Origin of the sequence: Mucilaginibacter endophyticus, from assembly GCF_003351025.1 — a bacterium.
In the GTDB taxonomy this organism is placed as follows: Bacteria; Bacteroidota; Bacteroidia; order Sphingobacteriales; family Sphingobacteriaceae; genus Mucilaginibacter; species Mucilaginibacter endophyticus.
This window is the reverse complement of the sequence record NZ_QPCG01000006.1, coordinates 349,267-372,968: the sequence shown is the minus strand read 5'-3', so window position 1 is coordinate 372,968 and position 23,702 is coordinate 349,267. Positions and strand designations below refer to the sequence as shown.

19 protein-coding genes and 1 pseudogene are annotated in these 23,702 nt (G+C 42.4%); 13 read left to right on the top strand and 7 right to left on the bottom strand.

Going from position 1 to position 23,702, the window contains the following annotated elements; translation table 11 throughout:
• The first annotated feature begins 6 nt into the window (after positions 1 to 6).
• The gene (locus DUL71_RS24520; RefSeq protein WP_114940506.1) at positions 7 to 501 is read left to right on the top strand and encodes a hypothetical protein; all 495 of its coding nucleotides are present in this window, start codon (positions 7 to 9) and stop codon (positions 499 to 501) included.
• Between the two features lie 80 nt (positions 502 to 581).
• Here DUL71_RS24520 and DUL71_RS24515 read toward each other — a convergent pair whose 3' ends face one another.
• A complete protein-coding gene (locus tag DUL71_RS24515; RefSeq protein ID WP_112575144.1) occupies positions 582 to 2,756 on the bottom strand; it encodes a glutamine synthetase III family protein in 2,175 nt (724 codons plus the stop codon).
• 603 nt (positions 2,757 to 3,359) lie between these two features.
• On the opposite strand from DUL71_RS24515, the gene DUL71_RS24510 reads away from it, so the two are divergent.
• From DUL71_RS24510 to DUL71_RS24500, 3 genes are all read left to right on the top strand, one after another.
• A complete protein-coding gene (locus DUL71_RS24510; protein ID WP_112575146.1) occupies positions 3,360 to 4,967 on the top strand; it encodes an ammonium transporter in 1,608 nt (535 codons plus the stop codon).
• 339 nt (positions 4,968 to 5,306) lie between these two features.
• Positions 5,307 to 6,347: an outer membrane beta-barrel protein gene (locus DUL71_RS24505; protein ID WP_114940505.1), complete on the top strand. Its 1,041-nt coding sequence runs from the start codon at positions 5,307 to 5,309 to the stop codon at positions 6,345 to 6,347.
• A 76-nt stretch (positions 6,348 to 6,423) separates the two neighbouring features.
• Positions 6,424 to 7,020: a DUF4468 domain-containing protein gene (locus DUL71_RS24500; RefSeq protein ID WP_161964500.1), complete on the top strand. Its 597-nt coding sequence runs from the start codon at positions 6,424 to 6,426 to the stop codon at positions 7,018 to 7,020.
• A gap of 148 nt (positions 7,021 to 7,168) precedes the next feature.
• Here the strand turns inward: DUL71_RS24500 and DUL71_RS24495 are convergent, their stop codons facing one another.
• Complete coding sequence (locus DUL71_RS24495; protein WP_114940503.1) at positions 7,169 to 8,479, bottom strand: ammonium transporter; 1,311 nt, start codon at positions 8,477 to 8,479, stop codon at positions 7,169 to 7,171.
• A gap of 807 nt (positions 8,480 to 9,286) precedes the next feature.
• On the opposite strand from DUL71_RS24495, the gene DUL71_RS24485 reads away from it, so the two are divergent.
• Both DUL71_RS24485 and DUL71_RS24480 read left to right on the top strand, forming a co-directional pair.
• Complete coding sequence (locus tag DUL71_RS24485) at positions 9,287 to 10,126, top strand: energy transducer TonB (RefSeq protein WP_114940501.1); 840 nt, start codon at positions 9,287 to 9,289, stop codon at positions 10,124 to 10,126.
• Between the two features lie 114 nt (positions 10,127 to 10,240).
• Positions 10,241 to 10,774: a hypothetical protein gene (locus DUL71_RS24480; RefSeq protein WP_114940500.1), complete on the top strand. Its 534-nt coding sequence runs from the start codon at positions 10,241 to 10,243 to the stop codon at positions 10,772 to 10,774.
• 12 nt (positions 10,775 to 10,786) lie between these two features.
• On the opposite strand, the gene DUL71_RS24475 is transcribed toward DUL71_RS24480, so the two are convergent.
• Positions 10,787 to 11,242 carry a GNAT family N-acetyltransferase gene (locus DUL71_RS24475; protein WP_114940499.1) on the bottom strand — a complete coding sequence of 152 codons (456 nt, stop codon included), beginning with the start codon at positions 11,240 to 11,242 and terminating at the stop codon, positions 10,787 to 10,789.
• A 194-nt stretch (positions 11,243 to 11,436) separates the two neighbouring features.
• On the opposite strand from DUL71_RS24475, the gene DUL71_RS24470 reads away from it, so the two are divergent.
• Positions 11,437 to 12,042, top strand: coding sequence for a DUF5683 domain-containing protein (locus DUL71_RS24470; RefSeq protein ID WP_114940498.1), 606 nt, complete (start codon positions 11,437 to 11,439; stop codon positions 12,040 to 12,042).
• A gap of 3 nt (positions 12,043 to 12,045) precedes the next feature.
• On the opposite strand, the gene DUL71_RS24465 is transcribed toward DUL71_RS24470, so the two are convergent.
• The gene (locus tag DUL71_RS24465; RefSeq protein WP_114940497.1) at positions 12,046 to 13,092 is read right to left on the bottom strand and encodes a hypothetical protein; all 1,047 of its coding nucleotides are present in this window, start codon (positions 13,090 to 13,092) and stop codon (positions 12,046 to 12,048) included.
• A gap of 211 nt (positions 13,093 to 13,303) precedes the next feature.
• On the opposite strand from DUL71_RS24465, the gene DUL71_RS24460 reads away from it, so the two are divergent.
• Positions 13,304 to 13,669 (top strand): hypothetical protein, encoded by a 366-nt coding sequence (locus DUL71_RS24460; protein WP_114940496.1) that lies wholly within the window; start codon positions 13,304 to 13,306, stop codon positions 13,667 to 13,669.
• A gap of 4 nt (positions 13,670 to 13,673) precedes the next feature.
• On the opposite strand, the gene DUL71_RS24455 is transcribed toward DUL71_RS24460, so the two are convergent.
• Entirely contained in the window at positions 13,674 to 15,242 is a 1,569-nt protein-coding gene (locus tag DUL71_RS24455) for a M81 family metallopeptidase (protein ID WP_114940495.1), read from the bottom strand.
• 153 nt (positions 15,243 to 15,395) lie between these two features.
• Here DUL71_RS24455 and DUL71_RS24450 point away from each other — a divergent pair, with 153 nt between their 5' ends.
• Both DUL71_RS24450 and DUL71_RS24445 read left to right on the top strand, forming a co-directional pair.
• Positions 15,396 to 16,538, top strand: a complete 1,143-nt coding sequence (locus tag DUL71_RS24450; RefSeq protein ID WP_114940494.1) for a TlpA disulfide reductase family protein — start codon at positions 15,396 to 15,398, stop codon at positions 16,536 to 16,538.
• A gap of 156 nt (positions 16,539 to 16,694) precedes the next feature.
• Complete coding sequence (locus tag DUL71_RS24445; protein WP_114940493.1) at positions 16,695 to 17,759, top strand: cobalamin-independent methionine synthase II family protein; 1,065 nt, start codon at positions 16,695 to 16,697, stop codon at positions 17,757 to 17,759.
• A gap of 102 nt (positions 17,760 to 17,861) precedes the next feature.
• On the opposite strand, the pseudogene bla reads toward DUL71_RS24445, so the two are convergent.
• Positions 17,862 to 18,727: pseudogene (gene bla / locus DUL71_RS24440) on the bottom strand (subclass B3 metallo-beta-lactamase).
• 603 nt (positions 18,728 to 19,330) lie between these two features.
• On the opposite strand from bla, the gene DUL71_RS24430 reads away from it, so the two are divergent.
• The 3 genes from DUL71_RS24430 to DUL71_RS24420 all read left to right on the top strand — a co-directional run bounded on the left by DUL71_RS24430 (position 19,331) and on the right by DUL71_RS24420 (position 22,963).
• A complete protein-coding gene (locus DUL71_RS24430; protein WP_154402472.1) occupies positions 19,331 to 20,641 on the top strand; it encodes a serine hydrolase domain-containing protein in 1,311 nt (436 codons plus the stop codon).
• Positions 20,642 to 20,753: 112 nt separating this feature from the next.
• On the top strand, positions 20,754 to 21,236 hold the full coding sequence (locus DUL71_RS24425; protein WP_114940490.1) for an SgcJ/EcaC family oxidoreductase: 483 nt from the start codon (positions 20,754 to 20,756) through the stop codon (positions 21,234 to 21,236).
• A 230-nt stretch (positions 21,237 to 21,466) separates the two neighbouring features.
• Positions 21,467 to 22,963: an ArnT family glycosyltransferase gene (locus DUL71_RS24420; RefSeq protein WP_114940489.1), complete on the top strand. Its 1,497-nt coding sequence runs from the start codon at positions 21,467 to 21,469 to the stop codon at positions 22,961 to 22,963.
• Between the two features lie 15 nt (positions 22,964 to 22,978).
• Here the strand turns inward: DUL71_RS24420 and DUL71_RS24415 are convergent, their stop codons facing one another.
• The gene (locus DUL71_RS24415; RefSeq protein WP_161964499.1) at positions 22,979 to 23,479 is read right to left on the bottom strand and encodes a hypothetical protein; all 501 of its coding nucleotides are present in this window, start codon (positions 23,477 to 23,479) and stop codon (positions 22,979 to 22,981) included.
• Positions 23,480 to 23,702 lie beyond the last annotated feature (223 nt).

Sequence of the window (23,702 nt, the reverse complement as noted above, 5' to 3'; positions counted from 1 at the left end):
CAAGACATGACACAGGGCGACGTATTAACCTTTTTGGCGGCTGATAATCGGTATAAAATGATTATATGCACGAGTATTTACAATGAAAAAAGTCCTCACAATTATACTTTTGCTGCGCTGACTTATAATAGTGAAAAAATACCAACAGTTGTCGATGCTGTTGAAGATGACTTTTGGGGAGTGGCTAATATTAGAAATGATATTTTTAAATACTCGAACTCGGAGCTGGAAAATATGTGGATGATTCATCCTGAAATTAAGCGCTGTCAATTGGGAAGTTATGGCTTTATTATTTGGCGAAAGGATTATTTAAAATTTAAGGATAAGATGATGCTTATCGGAAATTTAAAAATTATTAATAATCTGGATAAAAACGGTAACGGAGGCGTTAACGCGAGCAGTTGGAGTTTTTTACAAGGCTTTTTTAATAACGAAGTGTCAAGTGTGTTGAAATATAAATCGCAGAAGATGTTTAAAGTGCGTTCGATACTTTGCGAGTAGTGATTTATTACGACCATTGTTTAAAAAAAAGAAGGCCGCTAATGTTTAACATTAGCGGCCTTCTTTTTTTAGATGAAATGCTACTTAATAAACAGCAACTCCCTGAATTTAGGTAGGGGCCATAAGCTGTCATCAACCAGTTGCTCCAGTTTATCAACGTGGTAGCGGATAGGCTGGAAGAATGATTTTACCTTTTCATCATAATCGATAGCGCGCTGGCGGATGTCATCAATTACGTTGGCTTTTTTACGTTCATTAACCATTTGCTCGGTATTGGTTTTAATGAAGTTCACATGTTCAGATATCCTGTTAATAATATCCAGTTGCGACTCGTAAGTTGATTTATCCAGACCGATATCTTTCAGGCCTTTAACGTTCTCGATGAGTTTGCTTTGATAGGCAATTGCAGATGGGATGATCACGTTCATCACCAGCTCGCCAATTACGCGGGCTTCTATCTGAAGCTTTTTGTAGAAGGCATCCAGCAAAATTTCGTGGCGGGCATGTGCCTCGCGAACGGTGAACACACCGGTTTCGGCAAAGAGGTGCTCAGATTTGTCGCTTAACAAAGCATCCAGTGCTTTTGGAGTGGTTTTGATGTTTGACAGTCCTCTTGTAGCAGCTTCTTTTTCCCATTCTTCGCTATAGCCATTGCCTTCAAAACGGATGCTTTTTGATTCCTTGATGTATTTTTTGATCACCATTAATAAAGCAAGGTCTTTTTTCTCGCCTTTTTTCATGAGCTTATCTACATCATATTTAAACTTCTTAAGCTGATCGGCAACAATAAGGTTAAGAATGGTCATCGGGCTGGCCGAGTTAGCTGACGAACCTACGGCACGCAATTCAAACTTGTTACCGGTAAAGGCAAAAGGCGAGGTACGGTTACGGTCGGTATTGTCAGGTAAAATCTGCGGTATTTTAGGAATGCCCTGCCATAGCAGGTTTTCTTCCTTAATTTTTTTACTGATGCGTGATGTTTCAATCTCGTCCAGTACATCATTAAGCTGACTACCCAGGAAGATAGAAATAATGGCCGGAGGGGCTTCGTTTGCACCCAAACGGTGATCGTTATTAACAGATGCTATAGATGCCCTTAACAGGTCGGCATGTTCATGAACCGCTTTTATGGTATTTACAAAAAAGGTAAGGAACATGAGGTTGTTTTTAGGCGTTTTGCCCGGAGATAGTAAGTTTTTGCCTGTATTGGTTATCAGCGACCAGTTATTGTGCTTACCTGAGCCATTAATGCCTGCATAAGGCTTCTCATGTAACAACACCTTAAAATTATGACGTTTGGCAACGCGGTCCATCAAATCCATTAACAATTGGTTATGGTCAATAGCCAGGTTGATCTCTTCATATATAGGGGCGCATTCAAATTGCGATGGCGCAACCTCGTTGTGACGGGTTTTAAGCGGGATGCCTAATTGCAGTGCTTCGGCCTCCATATCCTGCATGTAAGCATATACGCGTTCAGGTATCGAACCAAAGTAATGATCTTCCAGCTGCTGGTTTTTTGCAGATATATGGCCAAATAGCGTACGGCCTGTTAAATAAAGGTCAGGACGGGCATTAAATAAGGCAATATCAACCAGAAAGTACTCCTGCTCAATACCTAATGACGCGTTTACCTTTTCAATACCTTTATCAAAGTAGTGGCAAACATCAACAGCGGCTTTGTCAAGCACGTTCAATGCTTTTAATAAAGGTACTTTATAATCAAGCGCCTCACCGGTGTATGACACAAACACGGTTGGGATACACAGCGTACGTGCCATTAAAAAGGCGGGTGATGATGGGTCCCAGGCGGTATAGCCGCGGGCCTCGAAAGTATTACGGATACCGCCGCTCGGAAAGCTTGATGCATCAGGCTCCTGCTGGGCAAGCGCGTCGCCCGAAAAGCGTTCTATAGCGCCGCCATCGGCGGTAGGTTCAAAAAAGGCGTCATGCTTTTCGGCGGTAGTGCCGGTAAGTGGTTGAAACCAGTGTGTATAATGTGTAGCTCCTTTGCCCAAAGCCCATGCTTTCATGGCCGATGCAATCTGTTCTGCAAGGTCGCGGGGGATAGGTTCGCCTTTTTCGATAGAATTTACTATTCCCTGGTAAGCCTCTGACGAAAGATATTCCTTCATTTTCTTTTTATCGAACACATTCGACCCGAAATAATCAGAAATTTTTGGTGAAGGTGGTTTTACTTCAGGAATTGTGCGTGAAAGTACATCCTGTAAGGCTTTGAATCTGATATTGGACATATTTTTATGAGGTTTAAATAAAGGTTAGTGGTCAAAATTATAACTATCCTTTAAAATACGGGGCAAAATTAAGCGAAATATAACATTTCACCTAATACCATATAAAAGGATAGAAAAAAGCTCCGAAATAGCCATGTGGGTATTAAGTTTTGCCTGAAAATATAAAAAATGTGCTTTTTAATAGATTTTGCGCTGTTTTTTAATGTTAAAATGGATTAAAATTGGTTTTATCTGTTTAAAACTGATGTTTTTTAAATTTTTCATTGAGTTTTTTGAAATTTTTCTGAAAATATCATTTTCAAAAGTTTAAAAAATGGCATTTTGGATGCCTTGTTTTTGCAATTTTCATAATTTTTAGATTTTTTACCATTAATTTATCATTAATAATTTGTTATTCTTAAGAATACTACCTAATTTCAGAAAATAATTTACGAAAACATCAAAATTATCGGTGTTTTTATGAAAATTCCGAATAATTGGAATGAGTAGTGAAAGAAACTAAAGATTAAGATGTTTTGTGAAGCCTAAATAGCAATCAAACTAAATTTAAATACAACAATCAAACTAATTAATTTTTAAAAAACAATCAAACTAAATTAAACGATGAAAGTAGGTTCTACAAAACACAACTTCCTAAGTTCAGTCCGACAGCTGACACGTGAAAAATGGGCGCTGGGTGCGACCATTTTTACAGGGAAAATGATTGGCTTGTTGCTGGTTTTTGCCGCAATGATGGTTTTGCCAGGTATGTTCGGTACAAAAGCTAACGCTGCCGAAACTTATACCGCCCATGAAACAGCATTAATTAACACGGTTAATACTGTTTGGACACTGGTTGCTGCCTTTTTAGTATTTGGTATGCAGGCAGGTTTCGTTATGCTCGAAGCTGGTTTTGCCCGTAAACGCGAAACAGTGAACGTGCTGATGGAATGTATTTTTGATACTTGTCTTTGTGGTTTGCTATTTTACGCTATTGGTTATGCCTTTATGTTTGGCAATGGCAACGGCTTTATTGGCTGGGGCGGTGCTGATGGTAAAACCTGGTTCTTCCTTCAAAACACTCCTGAAACTTACGGTTCAACCGGTATCCCGGTATTGGCACACTGGATTTTCCAGTACGCTTTTGCTGATACTTGCTCAACCATTGTATCAGGTGCTATGATTGGTCGTACCAGCTTCCGTGGCGACATTCTTTACAGTATCGGTATCACCGGCTTTATCTATCCTATCATCGGTCACTGGGCTTGGGGTCCGGATGGTTTCCTTGCTACAATGGGAACTTCAGGTTTCTTCAAGTCAATAAGCGCTCAGCCTTTCCGCGACTTTGCAGGTTCAACAGTAGTACACACTATTGGTGGTGTTGCTTCACTGGCAGGTGCAATGGTGTTAGGCCCACGCTTAGGCCGCATTTTTGCCCGCGATGATAAAGAAAAAGGCGGCTTGCCTCCAGGTCACAACTTATTGGTTGCTGCTGTAGGTGGTTTCTTACTTTGGTTTGGTTGGTATGGTTTTAACCCAGGTTCAACATTGTCAGCAATGGATATGCAGGGTATTGGCCGCGTTGCAGCTAATACTACGCTTGCAGCCTGCGCCGGTGGTTTCACCGCAATGCTTGCCGCTTTATGGTTTGGCCCAACAAAAGGCAAATTTGATTTAGCCTTTACTATTAATGGTTTCCTTGCAGGTTTAGTTGCTATTACTTGTCCTTGTTACTGGGTTAGCCCATTCGGTGCTATCCTTTTAGGCGCGGTTTCTGGCTTCATTATCTTCGGTGGTGTATACCTGATCGAGTGGTTCCGTATCGATGATCCGGTTGGTGCAGTATCTGTACACGGCCTTAACGGTATCTGGGGTACTATCTCTTTAGGTTTATTCGCTTCTGGTCAATATGGCGCTACAGGCCCAACTGGTGCTGATAACTCTGCCCCGGTAGCTGGCTTATTTTACGGCGGTGGCTTTGATGTATTAAAAGCTCAGCTAATCGGTAGCTTGACCATTACACTTGCTGTATTTGTGGTTTCTTACGTGATGATGTTTGTGATTAACAAATTAGGTCATCCTTGGAAATTGCGTATCGAAGAGCATGGTGAAACCGGTACCGGTGGTATCGACGTGTTTGATCACGGTATCGAAGTTTATCCTGTTCAGGACGATGAGATCAGCCTGAGTGGCCTTTTTGATAAAGGTGCTAAGGTTGCTTCTGAAGCCTAAAGAAATAGACTAAGCTTTTAAGCTTAACAAAATATTGATGCCTTGTGCGGTTGGAGAGTGGTAGTATTAAGTCTATAGTCCTCAGTTTAAAGTCAGAAGTTAATTTTCTGACTTTAAACTAAAGGCTGCTGACTTAAGACTTAACAGCATTTCATGTTGAAACAACAGTAGTTGTTTAAGTGGACGTTGCCGTTGCCAATCGTACAGGGATTTTTTATGCCGACACATAACTGATCCTTTTAATTGCAAGGTGTTGATAATCAAATAATAACAATAGAATTTTCCCAAAAAAACAACAATTAACAAAATAGTTTATCAATTCACAATTAAATCGTTATCATGAAAAAAGTATTTCTACTCTTCTCATTTTTTTCAATTGCTGCCTTTACGGTAAAGGCTCAGGACACGGTTAAAACCACGTCTGATGCCCCTTTGGTTATCTACGGTTCGGTAGATACCTACTATAAATATGATTTCTCAGACAAGGGCTCTCAGATCCCTACCAGCTTTGCAAGTGACCATAATTCGGTATCAATTGGTATGATTGATCTGGGCTTGAAGAAAAAGGTAGGTAAAGCTGCGTTTGTTGGTGAGCTTTCATTTGGTCCGCGCGGGCAGGCTCAGTCAATTCCAAATGGTCCTAATGGTGATTCATTCCACATTCAGAACTTGTATGTATCATATGATCTTACCGATAAATTAAACCTTACCGGTGGTTATATGGCTACCTTTATTGGTTATGAGGTTATTAGTCCTGTAGGTAACTTTAACTACTCAACTTCATACCTGTTCACTAATGGCCCGTTCCAGAACCCTGGTGTTAAGTTAACTTACGCGTTTAGCGATAAAGTAAGCTTAATGGCCGGTATATTTAACGATACCTGGAACAATTATACTTCAACGCATAAGGTAAATACCTTTGGCTCGCAGTTGTTTGTATCTCCAGTAAAAGGATGGACTGCTTATCTTAACCTTGCTACCGGTAAAGAATCTGGTACCGAAGTTGATTTGACAACGGCTTATCAAATTACCGATGCCTTTAAATTAGGCTTAAACGGTGCTACTTACTCGGCTCCAAATGATGGTGGCGGCTTTAGTGGTGTTGCTTTATATCCGCAGTTAGCTGTATCAAAAACAGTTACTTTGGGTTTAAGGGGCGAGTATTTCAAAACTAAAAATGGCGCGTTGCAAACATTTGGCCCTCCTCCGGGGCAAAATGTTAAGGCCTTTACCTTTACTGCAAACATTAAATCAGGCCCGCTTACTTTCATTCCTGAAATCAGGTTAGATCACGGCTCATCTACTTCATTCATTAATCACTCTGGCGATCCTTCAAAATCAGCCGGTCAGTTTGCTGTAGCTGCGGTGTACGCGTTCTAAAAAAAAAGTTTATATTGACCCTATTTTTATCATGAGCCGTTCCGGAATTGTCCGGAGCGGCTTTTATATTTGTTTTATGAAAAAGATACTATTAGGCATTGTTGGTCTCCTTTTTTCGTTGGGTGCCTTTGCGCAAAAGGATTCGCTGGCCCTTGATGAAAATAACAAGTATATCTATTATAAAACGGCAGATCAGCCCGGTGCTGTAGCTGATACGCTTTATGACCGCGGGTTGTATTTTTTTAAAAAAGCTTACCCGGCAAAAGCGCTTAAGCTGACCAAGGCCGATAAGGATGGTAATGCGCTTACCGGTACCGGCTCTTTTTTGATCAATAAAAAAGGCCTGGTGGGTAATAGTGAAGGCGGGGAAATGGCCTATACACTTAGGGTGGAGGTAAAGGATGGTAAGTATCGTTATTGGTTAACCGATTTTGTGTACCAGCCTTATCAGCGTAACCGTTATGGCAATGTTGAGTTTATGCATGGAAAAGATGTAGCTCTTGAAAAAGCATCGGAAAAGTTATCAAAGGCCGATTTTAGTACTTGTATAAGCCAGGTGTTAGTTAACAGTAAACATGTTGGCGATAGTCTGAAGGCTTATATGCTTAAAACTTCATCGCTGGAGAAGCATGATGTTAAAAAGGTAAAGCGGGTTTCAACTAAAGAATGGTAGTTTTTCTGAGTTTGCAGGTATTGGTTTGTGTTGAGCCGTAAGCGCCTGCAGAATAAAGGTATTTAATAAAAGAGCCGCACCTTGTAAAAGGTGCGGCTTATTTTTTATGTTGTTAATTGAGTTTAATCAGTTAGGGGATAGGAGTTGATTATAGCTCCTCGTCGTGCTGGCTGATATCCAAACCTGCAAGCTCTTCTTCAGGAGTTACACGTAATGTGCTGATCATGTCGGTGATCTTTAATAAAATGAATGAGCCGATGAAAGCAAAGGCCGATACACCAATTAATGTAATTAAGTGAACAAGGAAAAGATGTGTTTCGCCGTAAAATAAACCATTGCCGGTTGTGTTGGCTGAGTTAACATTCTGGTGTGCGAATACACCGGTTAAAAGCATGCCAACCATACCGCCTACGCCATGGCAAGGGAATACATCAAGTGTATCGTCGATGCTGGTTTTGGTTCTCCAGATCACAACCAGGTTGCTCACTACAGCGGCTACTATACCAATAATTAAAGAGTGTGGGATAGTTACAAAGCCTGCTGCCGGAGTAATAGCTACTAAACCTACAACCGCACCTATACATGCGCCTAATACGCCAGGTTTTTTACCGCGAAGGATATCAAAGAACATCCAGGCCATAGCCGCAGCGGCAGATGCTGTAGTAGTTGTTGCTAAAGCGGTTGCTGCTAAAGTCCCCGAGCCTAATGCAGAGCCAGCATTGAAACCAAACCAACCGAACCATAATAAACCTGTACCTAATAGTACATAGCTGATACGGGCCGGATTGTGTGAAGTTTCGTTGCGGCCTTTTAAGTATATAGCTGATGCCAAAGCTGCCCAGCCTGCGCTCATGTGTACTACGGTACCGCCGGCAAAGTCAAGTACGCCTTTTCCGAAAAGGAAGCCTTTTGGATGCCATGTAGCGTGAGCTAAGGGAGCGTAAATGAAGATCATGAACAGGCAAAGGAAAATCACGTAAGAGTTAAAACGGATCCTTTCGGCAAAGGCGCCGGTGATAAGGGCAGGTGTAATAACCGCGAATTTTAACTGAAACATAGCGAATAGTACCAGTGGGATGGTTGGGGCAAGTTCCCAGGTGGCATTACCTAATGTGCCTTTCATCATAAAGAAAGTGCCGGGGTTGCCAATAAAACCACCAAACTCATCTTCGCCGAAGGCAAGGCTAAAGCCAAATATCACCCATATAACGGTAATTACGCCCATACAAACAAAGCTTTGCAGCATGGTTGATAATACGTTTTTTTTGCTCACCATACCGCCATAAAAAAATGCCAGACCAGGGGTCATGATCAATACAAGGGCGGTACTTACTAATAGCCAGGCGGTATCGCCAGAGTCAATTTTGCTGTCTTTAACGGTTGTAAGGGTAACTGAAGGATATATAAGGGCTAATACAATTACAATTAAGAGTATGCCAAAAGGTATGAATTTTTTCATGTTTCGGGTTTAAGGGAGGAAAAAAAATGAAGGTTTGAATAATACTGTCCGGTGTCCAATCAAAAACACCGGACAGTATTAAAACTAAATTTTTTAAAAAACAATAATCCCTCATGCTTAATCAGGGCATGTGGGTTGGGAATTGTTTTTTAGCCTACCAAAAGTCGTGAAACGGAAAAAGGATGAGTTTGCGGAGCTGGGACAATTTGCTTGTGTCCAGGCCGCAATTAAAATCAAGGTACTTAAATCTAATTGTGTAGCTGCCGGGCGTTGCTACAAACGCCTGTAAAGAATGCGCCCCCCTGTGTTGCTGTACATTAATAACCGGAGCGGGTACATTATTAAGTACAAACTCCAGGTTAAATGGATTGTGATGGGGTATTGTTGCAGATACAGTGGTTTTTTTAGTGCTTTTGTGGTAATAATGGTATAATCCACCCTTTGCGGATGCGGTAAATCCGTAAAAGAGTAGAAAAAATAAGGCAATAAGTTTGTAAAACCTTTTAACCATATCTAAAAGTAATAAAAACTGTAAATAATTGATAGTTTTTTTTGAAAAATTTTAAATTTTTTGTGATTTGATTGTTTAAAATGCTTTTAAAGTCAACTTTTATTGATTATTTTTTTATTTTATGAGATAAAAAAGGTTTTGTTGAATGGTTTTTTAATCTTTTTATGGATTATGTCTGTTTTTATAGAAGATGAAAAACAGATGAAAAATCTGACGGAATTATTTTGAATTATTTCTGCTTTTTACAAAATATAATATAAGTATATTCGTTATTAATAAAATTTAATTCCGAAAATATGCTTATCACCAAATTTGATTTGTACAATGCCGAGTGGCTCGACCTTGTATTTGACCATCGCAACAAAAATTATGGGGCGTATGAATTACGCAGCACTTATTCAAAAACGTTAACCAAGGCCATGGGAATCGCTTTTGCTGCCGTAGCTGTGCTATCGGCTGCTACCATAGTTTTTAAGGCTAAGCCGAAAAAAGAATACGTTTTTCACGAAGTCTCACTTAAAAATCCGGTAGATATCCCCAAGCCTCCTGTTGAAGCTAAACCAAAACAACCCGATCCGCCTGCCGCGGCACAGCAACAGCAAAAGCCTGCTGTTCAGGTTGAAACCAAAGTGTTTACAAATCCACATTTGGTTACCACAGATCCGCCGACGGATCCGCCAACTATCAACGATTTGAAAGACGTGGCAATAGGATCTGAAGATGTCAAAGGCCCTGTTGGGGACGGTAATGTATTAAAAACCGAAACTGGTACACCTGGCGGCCCCGGTACAGCCAAGGTGGATGACGGGGTGCATACCATAGATGGTTTGGAAGTTATGCCTGAACCAGTAGGTGGAGCGGCGGCCTGGGCTAAGTTTTTACAGAAGAACCTGCGTTTCCCGGCGGTTGCACAAGAGCAAGGTGTTTCAGGCAGGGTGTTTATGAGTTTTATTATTGAAAAAGACGGAACACTTTCAAATATTAAGGTTGACCGTGGTGCAGGTTATGGTTTTGATGAAGAAGCAACCCGTGTACTAAAACTGGCCAAAGCCTGGAAACCGGGTGTGCAAAACGGTCAGAACGTACGTGTTAGATATAGTATCCCAATAAGCTTTCAGTTAGCGACAGAAGAATAGGTAATAAGTTTGTGTTATAATTTTTAATTAAGTGTGTGTTAGAGTTGCTGACTGTGTTTTAGCCCTGCGAAAGCAGGGCTTTTTTGTATCTTAGCATTACCAGTTATAAAAATAATGAATCAGCCTAAATCTGAGATTTTCAGCGACGGTATATGCGTTTATGTTTCTGTAAACGTAAGTAATCCGCTTATAGGTAAACTGGCCCTTGTTTTAGCCAACCTTTTTATTTTAGCAGTTATTGCTTTGGGTGTTGTATGGCACATTCCGGGAATAGTTATATGCTTCGGGCTGCTTTTTGTGTTATTGGCTAAATATTCACTTTGGAATTTTTTTGGATGGGAAAACCTGATCATTAATACACGGTCGGTTAGTTACCAACGTGACTATGGCTTATTTAAAACAAGGTATATTATTAAAAGGCTGCAGAGCCGGTTAATTATCAGCCACAGTTTATATAAATCCAGCCCTGGTTGCGTATTGTGCAGCTTTGGCTCTTATAAGCAGGTTGATAATACACCCTTTGAAATTTACAACATGACCTTCCCCATGGCTGAGGCCGACGCCAAATACCTGAACACTTTAATTGAAAAGCTTTTTATTGATGATATGTCCCGGCGCTATGATCTGCCGCAGATCATTTTAAACTGAGACTGGCTTGCATTACAACTTTTTTCTGAAGCAAAAGCTATAAGGCAGATCAACGTAAGGGGCATAGTTCTCGATACGCTCATATCCCGATTTGTGGTACAGGCTATGTGCTTCAACCTGCTTGCTGGCGCTTTCGAGGACTGCAAACTTAAAACCGATTTCGCGGGCCCAGCTTTCCAGTTCGTTTAAAACTATTTTACTGATGCCGTTTCCCCTTGCATCAGGCTCAACAAACATTCTTTTAACTTCTATTGATTCGTGATCGAAATCTTTAAAACAGCCACAACCGGCAGGTTTATCATCTATGTAAGCAATAACTACGGTGTCATTTTTTTCGATAATGTTATGATGATCATAAAAATCCATCATATCGCCGTTGCGAAGACGAAGATCGGCATCCAGCTTGGTAATAAGGACTCTGAAATCGGGGTTATCGCTGTCTGTTCTTTTAAGGGTAACTTGTTCCATCGCGGCAAAAGTACGCTAATTGCTAAAACGGCCACAAATTGAAGCCCCATAATTTTTATCATTATCTATCTGTCCAATATTAAAACATATTTTTCTCCGTTAGTAAACCTGCAACCTGGCGTAAGGATATGATTGGTTTTTCAATGATCATTCACCAACCTTTAGCCTCCTTATCATAAAATTGGTGACCTGTAATGTATAAAATCCTGTTTTTCTGTGGCGTTTTTACCTGTTGTTTATCTGCAGCTATTGCACAAACCGGTGCAATAAAAGAGAAAATTTATCACCCCGATAGTTTGCATTCGGCACATAAAGCTGTGATCCGTTCGTTGGTGCTACCGGGCTGGGGGCAGGCATATAATCATCGGGCCTGGAAAGCTCCGCTTATTTACGGCGGCCTTAGCATTTTGGTAATTAACACTATTCATAATCAGCAATATTATCGCGAATATCTTACGCTCTCACGTTATCGTAATGATGGTCCTCCCAAAAAGGGCGATCCTTATTACGCAGAATATATAAGGTATAGTAGTCCGGAAAATTATGTTAGTGATGGTATTCTGGCATCGGCGCGTGAAAATGCAAGGCGTAACCGGGATATATGTATCATTGGTATTTTAGGAGTATGGGGGATACAGGCAATTGATGCTTATATTGATGCTAAAATGATCCACTCGTATACTGTGGATAACAACTTATCGCTAAAAATAACTCCCGGGATATTGAATCAGCGGCTATATGCTCAGGGCGGGTCAGCATTTAGCTTTGTACCTTGTATTAAAGTTGTTTCTATATTTTAAAGGTTACTTTTTATTGGCCATCATTCCCCGCAATACCTCGTTATATAAGGATTGTGTTGAAACTATGGCCGAATATTTCCCGTTTTCGGTTATCGCTATAAAAGGTTCTTCGGCAGCAAACAGCGCGTTGGTTTGCTGTTCATCCGGCCAGCTTTTGTCAATTTGTTTTTTGATCAGCACAGGGCTAAATATTTCATCAAGATGTACCATATTAACATGCTTTGCCCCGCCCTGATTTTCAATAGTTGAGCCAAGTTCGTTTTGCAAAAGTTGTTCGGCCAATAATTCGTTAGGTAAGCCGGTATTGGTTGAAAATGCCATCCAGCTGTGGTTTAGCGCGAGAGTACCCTGCATCCAGGCTGGTGCCGGTGGAATAGCATAATAGTTGTTCATTGGCGGAACCGGCTCTAATGGCCCTAATAATGCCCATTGTGCCGCGGCCGCGCGGGCGGCATAAAAGCTTTTTAAATATAACGGATCCTCTTTCAGTAATTGCTCTAACAGATCGCCGGGGCGTGCCCAGCCCAAATAAGCTTGTTGTTTGGCTTCAACGGTTGCTACAAAAACTATCTTATCTGGTTTTTTAAGGCGCTCGGCACCAGAAATTAAAACCAGCAGCCGGGTTTCCCACCAGGCATGCCCATCTTCAAGATCAATCACCACTACGCCCGATGAGGTGGCCTCGCGCAATGTTTCGAGAATGTTAGACGTGCCGCTATCGGTAACCTGTTGCCCACGTACACCAATGTTGGCGGGCACCGTAAAGCCCGAATTTGACAATTGCTGAATTTTTGAAAAGTCGATTTTAAGATCACCATAGCCAATGCTGCCGCCCCGCTCAATAATTACATTAAGCACTGCCAGTACAATGGGTAGCAGACTAAGTATAAAAATACCAATTAAAACAGTGCTGTTAGATGTGTCTGCAGGCCAACCGGTGAAAGTATGGAGCGCACTTGTAATTAACAGCAATCCTAATAAAACTGCTAAGGCGCTGATGATGCTCACCTTTGGCGTAAATGGCCAGAAACTATGATCGCGTGTTTCCATTGGTTTGGTCTTAAAACTGTGCTAATGAAAGTAAGCCGCTTAGGTGTAATGGCTGCTTATTGGATAGTTAAATTTAAATATAAAATATTGAAAAGCAATTTGTTGTGTTTGTGATTTTATTGGGATGTAAATAGGCTGACTGTAACTTAAAATACCACATCCGGATGGTAGGGATGGTGAAAATCAACTATCTTTAATCAGGATATATTTTATGAAGATTTTAGTCTTATTCGGATTTCTATTACTGCTCAATAGCGCTCAGGGACAGGAATATGGAGCCGCCACAAATGCAACAGAACGGAAAGTGCTAAGGCTTATTAATGCTTTACCCGAGGTGCAACAAGAAAATAAACTAAGAAAGGCGCGTAAAAACCCACATCTGTTAAAAGTCCTGATTCAGGGCACACCAACGAAAGAGAATAATTACTATAGGGTATCGATAACCGAGAATCTCGGGTTTCAATTACGCACATATGAATGGTATGAGGTTGATGCCAAAACCTTTGCTATAAGATATTGGGATATAGCAAGCGGCGAAAGCATGTCATTAAGTGAAAAGCGCAGGCGTAAGCTTTAAATACCTACTTACCAGATAACGGCACCAGTTTAGCCTTCAGATCCGGATCTTTCATGTTTTTATCCAGCGGAAACATTGGCCGCTGAATGCGATGATAGGGGAGCCGTTCAATATTTTGGTCAACACCGCCGGGTGTAATGGCCAAAAGCCAATCGGCACGCATGGCATACAACTCCGGCTCAAGGTAGCCTATTTTTACTACAACGATATCTGCCGTGCGTGGGTTGAGACCAAGGCGTGTAAAGTCGATCTCCTTATGGTAAGGCTTGCGTTTTTGGGTGATGATCACATGCACACTGCCAACTTTTATTACTGCTTCAACTTCGGCATCTTTATCGCCGGATACAATAGATTCAACCGTGCCGGAAAGTTTTACAGGCGACGCAAAACGGTTATCTACTGCCGCGCCCGCGTAGCCCTCAACATGGCTGCCTATGCCGGCGGCAATGGCGCTTTTGATGAGCTCCGGCGCGGGAATAGACGCGTAAAGGAGCGAAGGCCCATTTGCTGCCTTAAATTCTGGTCGGGTAAGGATTTGGGTCAATGTCCAGGTGGCATCACCTGCGCCGCCGGCGGTAGGGTTATCGCCCGAATCACTGATATAAAAAGGATGTTTAGGGCTGGCGATGGCTTTATCCAGGCATTCGGTTAATGTGCCGGTTGGCGCTACAAATTCAAATTGGTTGCGAACGTCCCAAAAACTTTGGGCCAGCTGCTCGGCGGTATGGCTTACTTTTTCTTTGTCATCGCCGGTAACCATTACTACAGCATGGTTGCGTGGCTCATCGGCCCAGGCATAACCAATCCAGATGGCGGCATCGGTAATACCACTTTGTGCTGCAGCCGGGGCAACTTGTTGGTATAAGCTTTTACCCGGTTCAATGCGGGTGCTTGTTTTTTCGCCGGGGAGTAAAATGGGCACAGATATATAAGCCTTATAAGCGGGTTTGCCTTTGCCACCTTCAATCCTGTCGATAAGGTTTTGCACAGCGCGTTGTTTGGTTTGCATGGCATCCTCATGAGGGGCCATCCGGTAGCAGGTGATCAGGTCAGAGTTTTGGGCCAGCCGCCAGGAAACATTACCATGCAGGTCCATTGAAGTAGATATCACGGTTTTATAGCCAATTACTTTTCTTATCCGTACAATAAAATCACCTTCCGGGTCATCAAGACCAACAACGCTCATGGCGCCGTGAATATCAAAATATAGGCCATCATAAGGCAGGTGCTTTTTAAGCGAATCGAGCGTTTTATTCACCAACGATTCATAAGCCGCCCGGGTAACCGCCCCACCGGGTAATGATTTGCCAACCACCGTAGGAAACCAACCTGCTTTTTTGCGAAGCGGAGAATCAGCAGCCATAAAAGGGTATGCGCTGAAAACATCCGCGCCGTATTTGGCATGAAAAGCCGCTTCATCAGTAAGTGCTGGCGAAAATGTGCTTGATTCAATAGCCAAACCAGCGATGGCTATACGGGGGAGCTGTTTGTTAGCTTGCAGCGTTAGCGCCCGGGTTAAACATGGTAGCAGGCAAATGAATAGGGTTAAACAAAATAAAGGCGCTGATTTCATTTGTAATGTTTTATAAGCAGGCGATATCTGCTAAAAATAGGGAATATTTTTTGTTTGCCTATTGCTAACAGTTACTCGTTAATACAAATTCAATTAGCTGCATCAACTTTATTTTCATATTATTACCACGCGATTATATTAACCTACACCTCCATGAAAAAAATCTTCCTGCTTATGCTTGGCCTGATGCCGATGGCATTACTGGCCCAAAACAACTTCACCGTAAACGGAAATGTAAAAAACTTAAAAAACGGCGATAAGGTATTCCTTTTTTACCAGCTGGATGATCAGCAAAAGTCCGACTCGGTCACCGTACAAAACAGCAACTTTAATTTTGCCGGTAATGTACCTCACGGCGTGCAGGCAACCATCTGCCTTAACAAAAATCCTTTGGTAAGCAGAGCGGCTCCCGGTGAAAAGCTCGACTTTTTGCATTTTTATATAGAGCCGGGCCAAATAATCCTTAAGGCTGCTGATTCGCTTAAGAATATCACGGTTAGCGGTTCGCAGCTAAATAATGATGCCGCGGCATTTAGAGCGCAGCGCCAGCCCATTGAAGATAAATTTACCGCCCTGAATAAAGAGTTTGCCTCAACGCCCGATTCATTAAAGACTGAAGATTTTATTAATAAAATGCGAAGCCGGGAAGTGCAATATATGGGCGAATTAAGAGTATCCGGATTAGAGTTTGCTAAAACTCATCCTAAATCATATATCAGCCTGCTTACCTTGCAGCAGGCCGCTGCTGATACTTTGATTAACGAACAAGCGGCTAAAGCGTACAGTAACCTAAGCCCGCAATTAAAAAATACGCCCATAGGTAAAACTATCCCGCTGTTATTGGCATCATCGGCAAAAACAAGAATTGGCAGCCAGGCGATTGATTTTGTACAGGAAACCCCGGAAGGTAAAACCGTAAAACTATCCGACTTTAAAGGGAAGTATGTACTGGTAGATTTTTGGGCAAGCTGGTGCGGCCCTTGTCGCGAAGAAAACCCTAACGTAATTGCGGCTTACAATAAATACAAAGACAAAGGTTTTACCGTAGTTGGCGTATCGCTTGATAACCCGGGAAAAAAAGACGCCTGGGTAAAAGCTATCGCTGATGATAAACTAACCTGGATACAGGTATCCGACCTTAAGGGCTGGAATAACGTTGTTGCCCTGCAATATGGCGTACGCAGCATCCCGACCAATTTCCTGATTGATCCTGCCGGAAAGATTATAGCTAAAGGTTTGAGAGCAGAAGGACTGAATAGCAAATTAGCGGAGCTACTTGATGCGGTAGGGAAGTAAGAAATTTAAACAGCTGTATCCAGCACCTACATTGCCGCCAGTGTATTGCTTTGATTGAAGATATTGCAGGTTAGCTATTTTCATAATTTGTTTATCCATAATGTTTTACCATAGGTTTAAGTTGTTAACTTTATGAATCAATCTTAACCTATATTTATGAAAATACAAACTGAGCCTATCGGGAGCATTCCGCGCCCGGTTTACTTACAACAAGCCATGACCGCCTTTGCCGGCGGGCAAATTAAAGCCGATGAATTAGATAACCTGTTTGATAGGGCTACCCGCGAAACCATCCAGGAACTGGAAGCCACCGGTTCGCCTGTTATCAGCGATGGCGAGCAATCAAAACCAAGCTTCGTTACCTATCCTATGCAGGGCTTCAAAAATTTTGCTGCCGATGGCGTGGTGATCCCTTTTGCCGACGGGCATACACGCCAGCTACCCAAACTTACCGGAGGGCCTTTTCATTATACCACTTTTGCAAATTCATACCTGAGCCGTGCTAAAAAATATGCCACATTACCGGTAAAGCAAGCGGTAATATCTTGCTCGGCCATGAGCCTGCTTTATCCTCAGGAAGGAATTGATGGCTACTCGCGCGATCAGTTTCTGGCCGATCTGGTGAAGGACGCGGCTTATGATATCCGCTCATGCCTTGATAGCGGCGCTTATAACGTACAAATTGATTTTACCGAAGCTCGCCTGGCTATTAAGCTGGATCCCAGTAAACAACTGCTGTCGGCATTTATCGATCTTAATAATAAAGTACTTGGTCATTTTACTGCCGAAGAGCAAAAGAAAATAGGTGTACACACCTGCCCCGGCGGAGATCATGATTCAACCCACAGCGCCGATATTCCTTACACCGAACTCCTGCCACTGTTGTTTAAACTCCACGCCGGTAATTTTTACCTGGAGTATGCGGCCGAAAAAGACAAGAAAACAGTACTCAATGCCATAAAAGAAAACCTTGGCGCAGGCCAGCGCGTTTTCCTCGGCGTTACTGACGTTATTAACCCCAAAGTAGAAACCGCTGAAGCGGTAAGCGACCTGATATTGGAAGCCGCCCAGATCATCCCTGTTCAGCAATTGGGTACTACCGATGACTGCGGTTTTTCGCCATTTGGTGATGATACTTCAACCGCAAGGGAGATCGCTTTCGCCAAGATCAGTGCAAGGGTTGAAGGGACTAAGCTGGCAGAAAAGGTGTTGGCAGGGTAAGGGCATTTGAAATCTATATTTTATTCAAAAGCCGGTCGGATTGATCGGCTTTTGATGGTTATTGGATAAGTATATAAGGAAGAAATACCTGATCCTCGCCAATTATTTTACCGCTATTTTCTTATCATACTCAGCCTGCAGTTCGGCTATTTCATCGTAATAATTCTTCTTATCGCCGAAGGCCATAGGGTTATAAGGGCTGCCTGGCTTATGTTTGCTGATCAGATCAAACTGGCTGCCGTGGGAGGCTAACCAGATATCAAATTTTAAACCTTTCATTGCCTTCAGTGTGTAAGCATAATCTTTAGCAATGTTAGGATAAGAAGGGATATCCGAAAACTTTTTATCGGTAACAATAGTGGGCATGTTGGCTATCAAAACCCTGTAGCTGCGTTTATTGTCTTTTACATCAAATAAATAGCTGCATGACCCTTTTGTATGACCGGGTGGTGAAGTATGGTGAGTTTCGCGTTGCCCAATTTAATGATATCGTCATTGTGTAAAATACGATCTGCCTTTACCGGGGTGAATGTGCGCACGTCTCCTTTAAGATCATAATCAGAAAGGCCACCATCGGCAGCAACCGCCGCGTCACCTTCATCTACCATCATTTTGGCTTTTGTGATCTTCTTCATTGCCGCCATAGCGCCCATGTGATCAAAGTGGGCCTGGGTGGTCAGCAGGATTTTGGTGTCTGAGATTTTGAAGCTCAAAGTCTTAATGTTTGCTATGATTTGTGTTTCGGAAGATGCCAGCCCGGTATTGATCAGGATATTGCCCGCGGATGTAGTGATGAGATAACAAGCCAGGTCGGCGGTGCCTACATAATAAAGATTACCCGCGATTTGAAAAGGGGGAAATGACTGCGTCCATTCGGGATGCTTTTCTGCAGATGGCTCAACTACTTTTTGCGCCTGAACAGCTAAAGCACCACAGAGAAAGAATAACAGGAAAAGCGTTCGTTTCATTTTATTGATTTTTAAAAGACAAAGGAATCATTTTATTTTATCCGGGACTATGTAAAAATGATGAATGTGTTTACGGTTAGATAATGCAAGTTCAAGCGTCTACGCTTGAACTTGCGAAATATTTTAAAAATCCCCCTCTTGAGAGTAATAGTCCACCGTTAAATATAATCTTTAACGTCATCGCGCATATATACTCACCCCGACATCGCTGCGCTTGTCACCCCTCTCTACGCTACGCGTAAAGAGGGGATTCTGTTTTTTTATTTTCTTTTCTTTTCCCTCTTTGTGGCGAAGCCGGAGAGAGGGTGGTCCAGCGAAGCGTAGACCAGGTGAGTCAACTATACGGCCTTTAATTTTCTATTGCTGTCTAATGATGGACTATTACTCTCTAAAGAGGTGAATCGCGCAGCCCTATGTTTTTTGTGCATGTAGAACTATAAAAATGCAACAAAATCGAAAGCATTTGCAACATACGCGTAAGTGTTTTTTTATCGGGTACCCGTTTTTTGTAAGGCAATTGCATCAGCATAACAGCCATGGACGGTAACGTTTGGTGCGGTTAACTTGATATTCAATTCTAAACCTGATATCTATTAAATACCTATGAAAAACACTTATCAACCCCGAATTTGCAGCGCAAAGCTCAATCTGTTAAAAATTAGCCGGCTAATTGCTTTTGTGGGTCTGTTATTTTTTGCCGCCTGCAAAAAGGACTCGCCCTCTGTAACTAAAACTACCACCGGAACGGATACCACCCATACTGGAACAGGTACGGGAACTGGAACAGGTACCGGCACCGGCACCGGAACGGGTACTGGTACAGGTGGCGGCGGAACCGTGATAGATACCCTAACGCCAAGCAAAGTTGCTGTCGCCGCTTTAGATGATGAGGTGAACACCTTTATGACTACTTATAATGTGCCGGCGGTGTCTGTAGCAATTACTAAAGGCGAAAAACTGGTTTACCTGAAAGCTTACGGCGTAAGCGATAAATCAAAGGGGACCAAAGCCGTTATCAGCGACCGGTACCGTTTAGCCAGCTGTTCAAAGCAGTTTACGGCTGTTGCTATTATGAAATTGCTTGACCAAGGTAAGATAAAACTGTCGGACAAAGTATTTGGCGATGGCGCTATTTTGGGTAAAACTTATGGTACCAAAGCCTATGGCTTGCACATTACCGATATTACGGTTGATGAGTTGCTGCACCATACCTCCGGCGGTTGGGGCAATTCGGTGAACGACCCCATGTTCAGTAACCCAACCATGACCACCGCTGAACTCATTACCTGGACATTAGATAACCGCCCGCTTGACCACGTACCGGGCTCTAACTATGATTACTCCAATTTTGGCTACTGCATATTAGGGCGCGTAATAGAAAAAATTACCGGGCAAACCTATGCAGAAGCTGTAAAAACATTGGTTTTAACACCTATCGGAATTACAGACATGACTATTGGCGGTAACACCCTGGCCGATAAGCAAACAAAAGAAGTTACCTACTACGGCCAATCGGGCGAAAACCCTTATGCCTATAATATTACACGCATGGACGCGCATGGAGGCTGGGTGGCTACCGCAGCAGATCTGGCCCGGTTCCTGGTTTACATTGATAAATTCCCGGTACGCCCTGATATACTTACTTCTGCTTCGTTGAACACCATGTATACCGGATCAACAGCTAATGCAGCTTATGGATGCGGCTGGGCTATTGCCGGCAATAATTATTTTCACCAGGGGAGTTTGCCAGGTACGGCTACAGAACAGGCACGCCTTGACAATGGATTTAATTTCGTGTTCCTGACCAACACGCGCAGTTTCGTAGCCAATTTCGATTCTAATCTGGATCAGATCTTCTGGAAAGCTTTCGCTAAAAACCCAACCTGGGCTACGGAGGATTTGTTTCTTAAATAGTTAATTAGTTAATGGGGAGACCGGGGGAGACCCCGGTTTTTTGTTTGATCGGGGTTTAAGATGATTAGCTGGGCATATTTATCTTTTTTTTAATTCATAACGGAGCTTTTATATGAAAATCAATAGCTACAAATTCATAGTAGTTGGCCTATGCTGGCTGTTTAGCTTTGAGGCCTATAGCCAGCAAATAGATACTGCAAAAGAAAACGGGGCAATAAAGCAACTCATCAAAAATTATGAAGACGCCTGGAACCGGCACGATCCTAAAGGCCTGGCTGATAATTATACCGTTGATGCCAGCTGGGTAAACTGGTTTGGCGCATATTATAAGGGGAGGGATGATATTCAATTTCATTACCAGCAAGTGCATACCACCTATTTTAAACTCACACATTACTATACCCGTGCGGTTGAAGATATTAGCTATCCGTATCCCGATATTGCTATTTCACATGTACGAACGGGCTTGGATGGTGATGAACGATATCCCGGTGAAACATTTGAGTTTCGGAGAACTATTGTACTGATAAAACGCGACGGGGTTTGGAAGATACTTGCCGGGCAAAATGCTAAGTTAGAGAAGGGGGTAAAATAGAGTCCCGTTCTTAAAAGAGGGCCACAAGCGGGGATGATTGGTTAATGGGAGAAACCGGGGCGAAGCCCCGGTTTTTGTTTTTAAGAGTAATAGCTGTGTATTTATTCTCTCACTATCAACGCAAACGCTAAAAATATATTGGGCAGGCAACATTTAAATTTTATCGAAATGTAGTACTTTGCAGAGTAACCTGAATTTCAATTGAAAGGCCCAACCTTATATTTCTGCAGATGAAGAATGCAAAAAATATGTCGTCCAATTATTGGGATGGAGTTTTTGCGTTCCTGCAACAGCCATTATTTATTATCGGGGTTATATGCGTGTTGCAATTATGCATTACACTGCTGAGCAACGGTTTTGTGTTGTCCTTCGATGAATCTATCTGGCATTACATCGGCAGGAATTGGTTGCGGCATGGCATGGTTCCTTACACAGGGGGGATAGACAATAAATCACCATTGATTTTCCTGGTTTATGGTGTCTCTGATCTGCTGTTTGGGCCTAATTATTGGTTCCCCAGGCTGATTGGTACCTTTTGCGAAATGACCGGCTTGTATTTTGTATTTAAAATTGCCGATGCAGTTTCCGGGCGATTTGCCGGTGTCCTGTCTATCCCTATTTATGGCCTTTCGTTGTTATGGCATGCTACGGGCGGTAAATATGTCGATTTTACAGAAACGTTTGAAGTGATGTTTCTGATCATCGCCGTGTATCGCAGCTTGTCGACTACTGACTTTAAAGGTTGGTTTATTACCGGGCTTTGGGCCGGCATCGCGCTCGATTTTCGGATAACGGCTGCTTTTGGGATACTGGCTATTCTTTTGGCCGGGCTGCAGCAAAAACGTTCGGTTGGTCATCAATTGGGATTGATTGCCGGTGTAATAACCGCTGTAATTATGCTATTGATTTTTTGCCTGTTTACAGGTATTAAAATAAGTGAGTTTTGGACATATGGCTTCTCCGACAATTTTGGTGCAGGCAGTGCTACGGCACATACATTGGCCTATAAACTGGAGAACTTTCTGGAAAAATTTGTTTACTCGCCCATAGCTATTTTATATCCATTGTTGATAGCCTATGTTTTTCTAAAACGCAAGGCCGATTTGCTGATCTGGTGGTGTGCCTTGTCGTTCACGGCGGTTAGCCTGGTTGGCATATTTGATGTTGTGCATTTAAAAGATGTATTGCCCGCTTTAGCCCTCAGCAATGCTATCGCTATGTCGCAATTATCGCAGCGATATGGTATCAGGCTCTATTTAGTTGTTATACTATTGTTTGTGATTCTTTTTCCATCCTTGTCGGAACCAATACAAAATATCCGGATCCTTGCCTGCCAGGCAACAGTTCAGCCGGTTTACGGTCAGGAGCCTTATATTAACCCAAGCGAGGGCGATCGTAAGCTGCTTGCAAGCTGGATTAAACAACACACAAAGGCCTCAGACCTTGTATTGGTTCACAGCTATGGAACTCAAATACAATGTTATTCTGAACGGTTGTCTCCGTCTGTGTATTTTTCAATCAACCGGACGTCGTTGGCAAAAAAACGTTTCTATGAAGATTTGAACAAGAACAAACCGGAACTCATCCTGATACCTATGTTTGCCGAATATCAACAAATGGTTGACGCCGACCAGCGGCAGTTTGTGGCTAAGCTTGTTCAGCAGCATTATTTTCTTGATACAACTATGTATGACTATAAAATATACAGGATAAGCGAAAAACAATAATTACTAAGGTGTAATTTATTTTTGCTTCAGTTTTAAAAAGATACCGGTAATGGCATCAATAACCGCGCATGGCGAATTGGCCGGACAGTTTGCAACTTTGGGAACATAAAAAATCTTTTTGTTGCCGGGTTGCCCGTCGGGACTTATCTCTACAACAAATGTGTCATCACTAATGCCACCGCAATTACAGTCCTTTTTGTTGATGCTTTCGAAGTTTTTTGCAGTCAAATTGCTCATGAATTTGGTTATAGTAACATCGGCTATATATTTACCGTTTTCGGCCGATAAGGGTTTGCCTATTTGAGTATGCGGTAGTTTTTTAAAGTAATAACACTTGGCCGCCAAAAGCGCTATCGCTTTAACCTTATGATCTTTTTTGCGATCCGGATCATACCGGTAAATGACAACCAGTTTTGAGTTTATGTTTGATGGAGACTGGCTGCCGGCCTGGGCAAAAGTATTCCCTGTGCTTATGATAAGCAACGCTGTCGATATGGTTTTTATAAATATTGACATCGGTTTAAATTGGGTTTGCCTGCGCGGGTCTGTCGTGCGCTTTTTATACCAATAGCCCTTGATTCCTTTGACCGGTATATCAGTTATGCGTTTGCGCCCGATATGGGAAGGATCGAGTCCATCGTAGGTTATATTCAATTTTATAATTGGTTGGAATAAAATTAGGGATTTGTTGGGGGAATGGCAATTGTTGCTGTGAGGTCACGAGTACATCACACGTGTG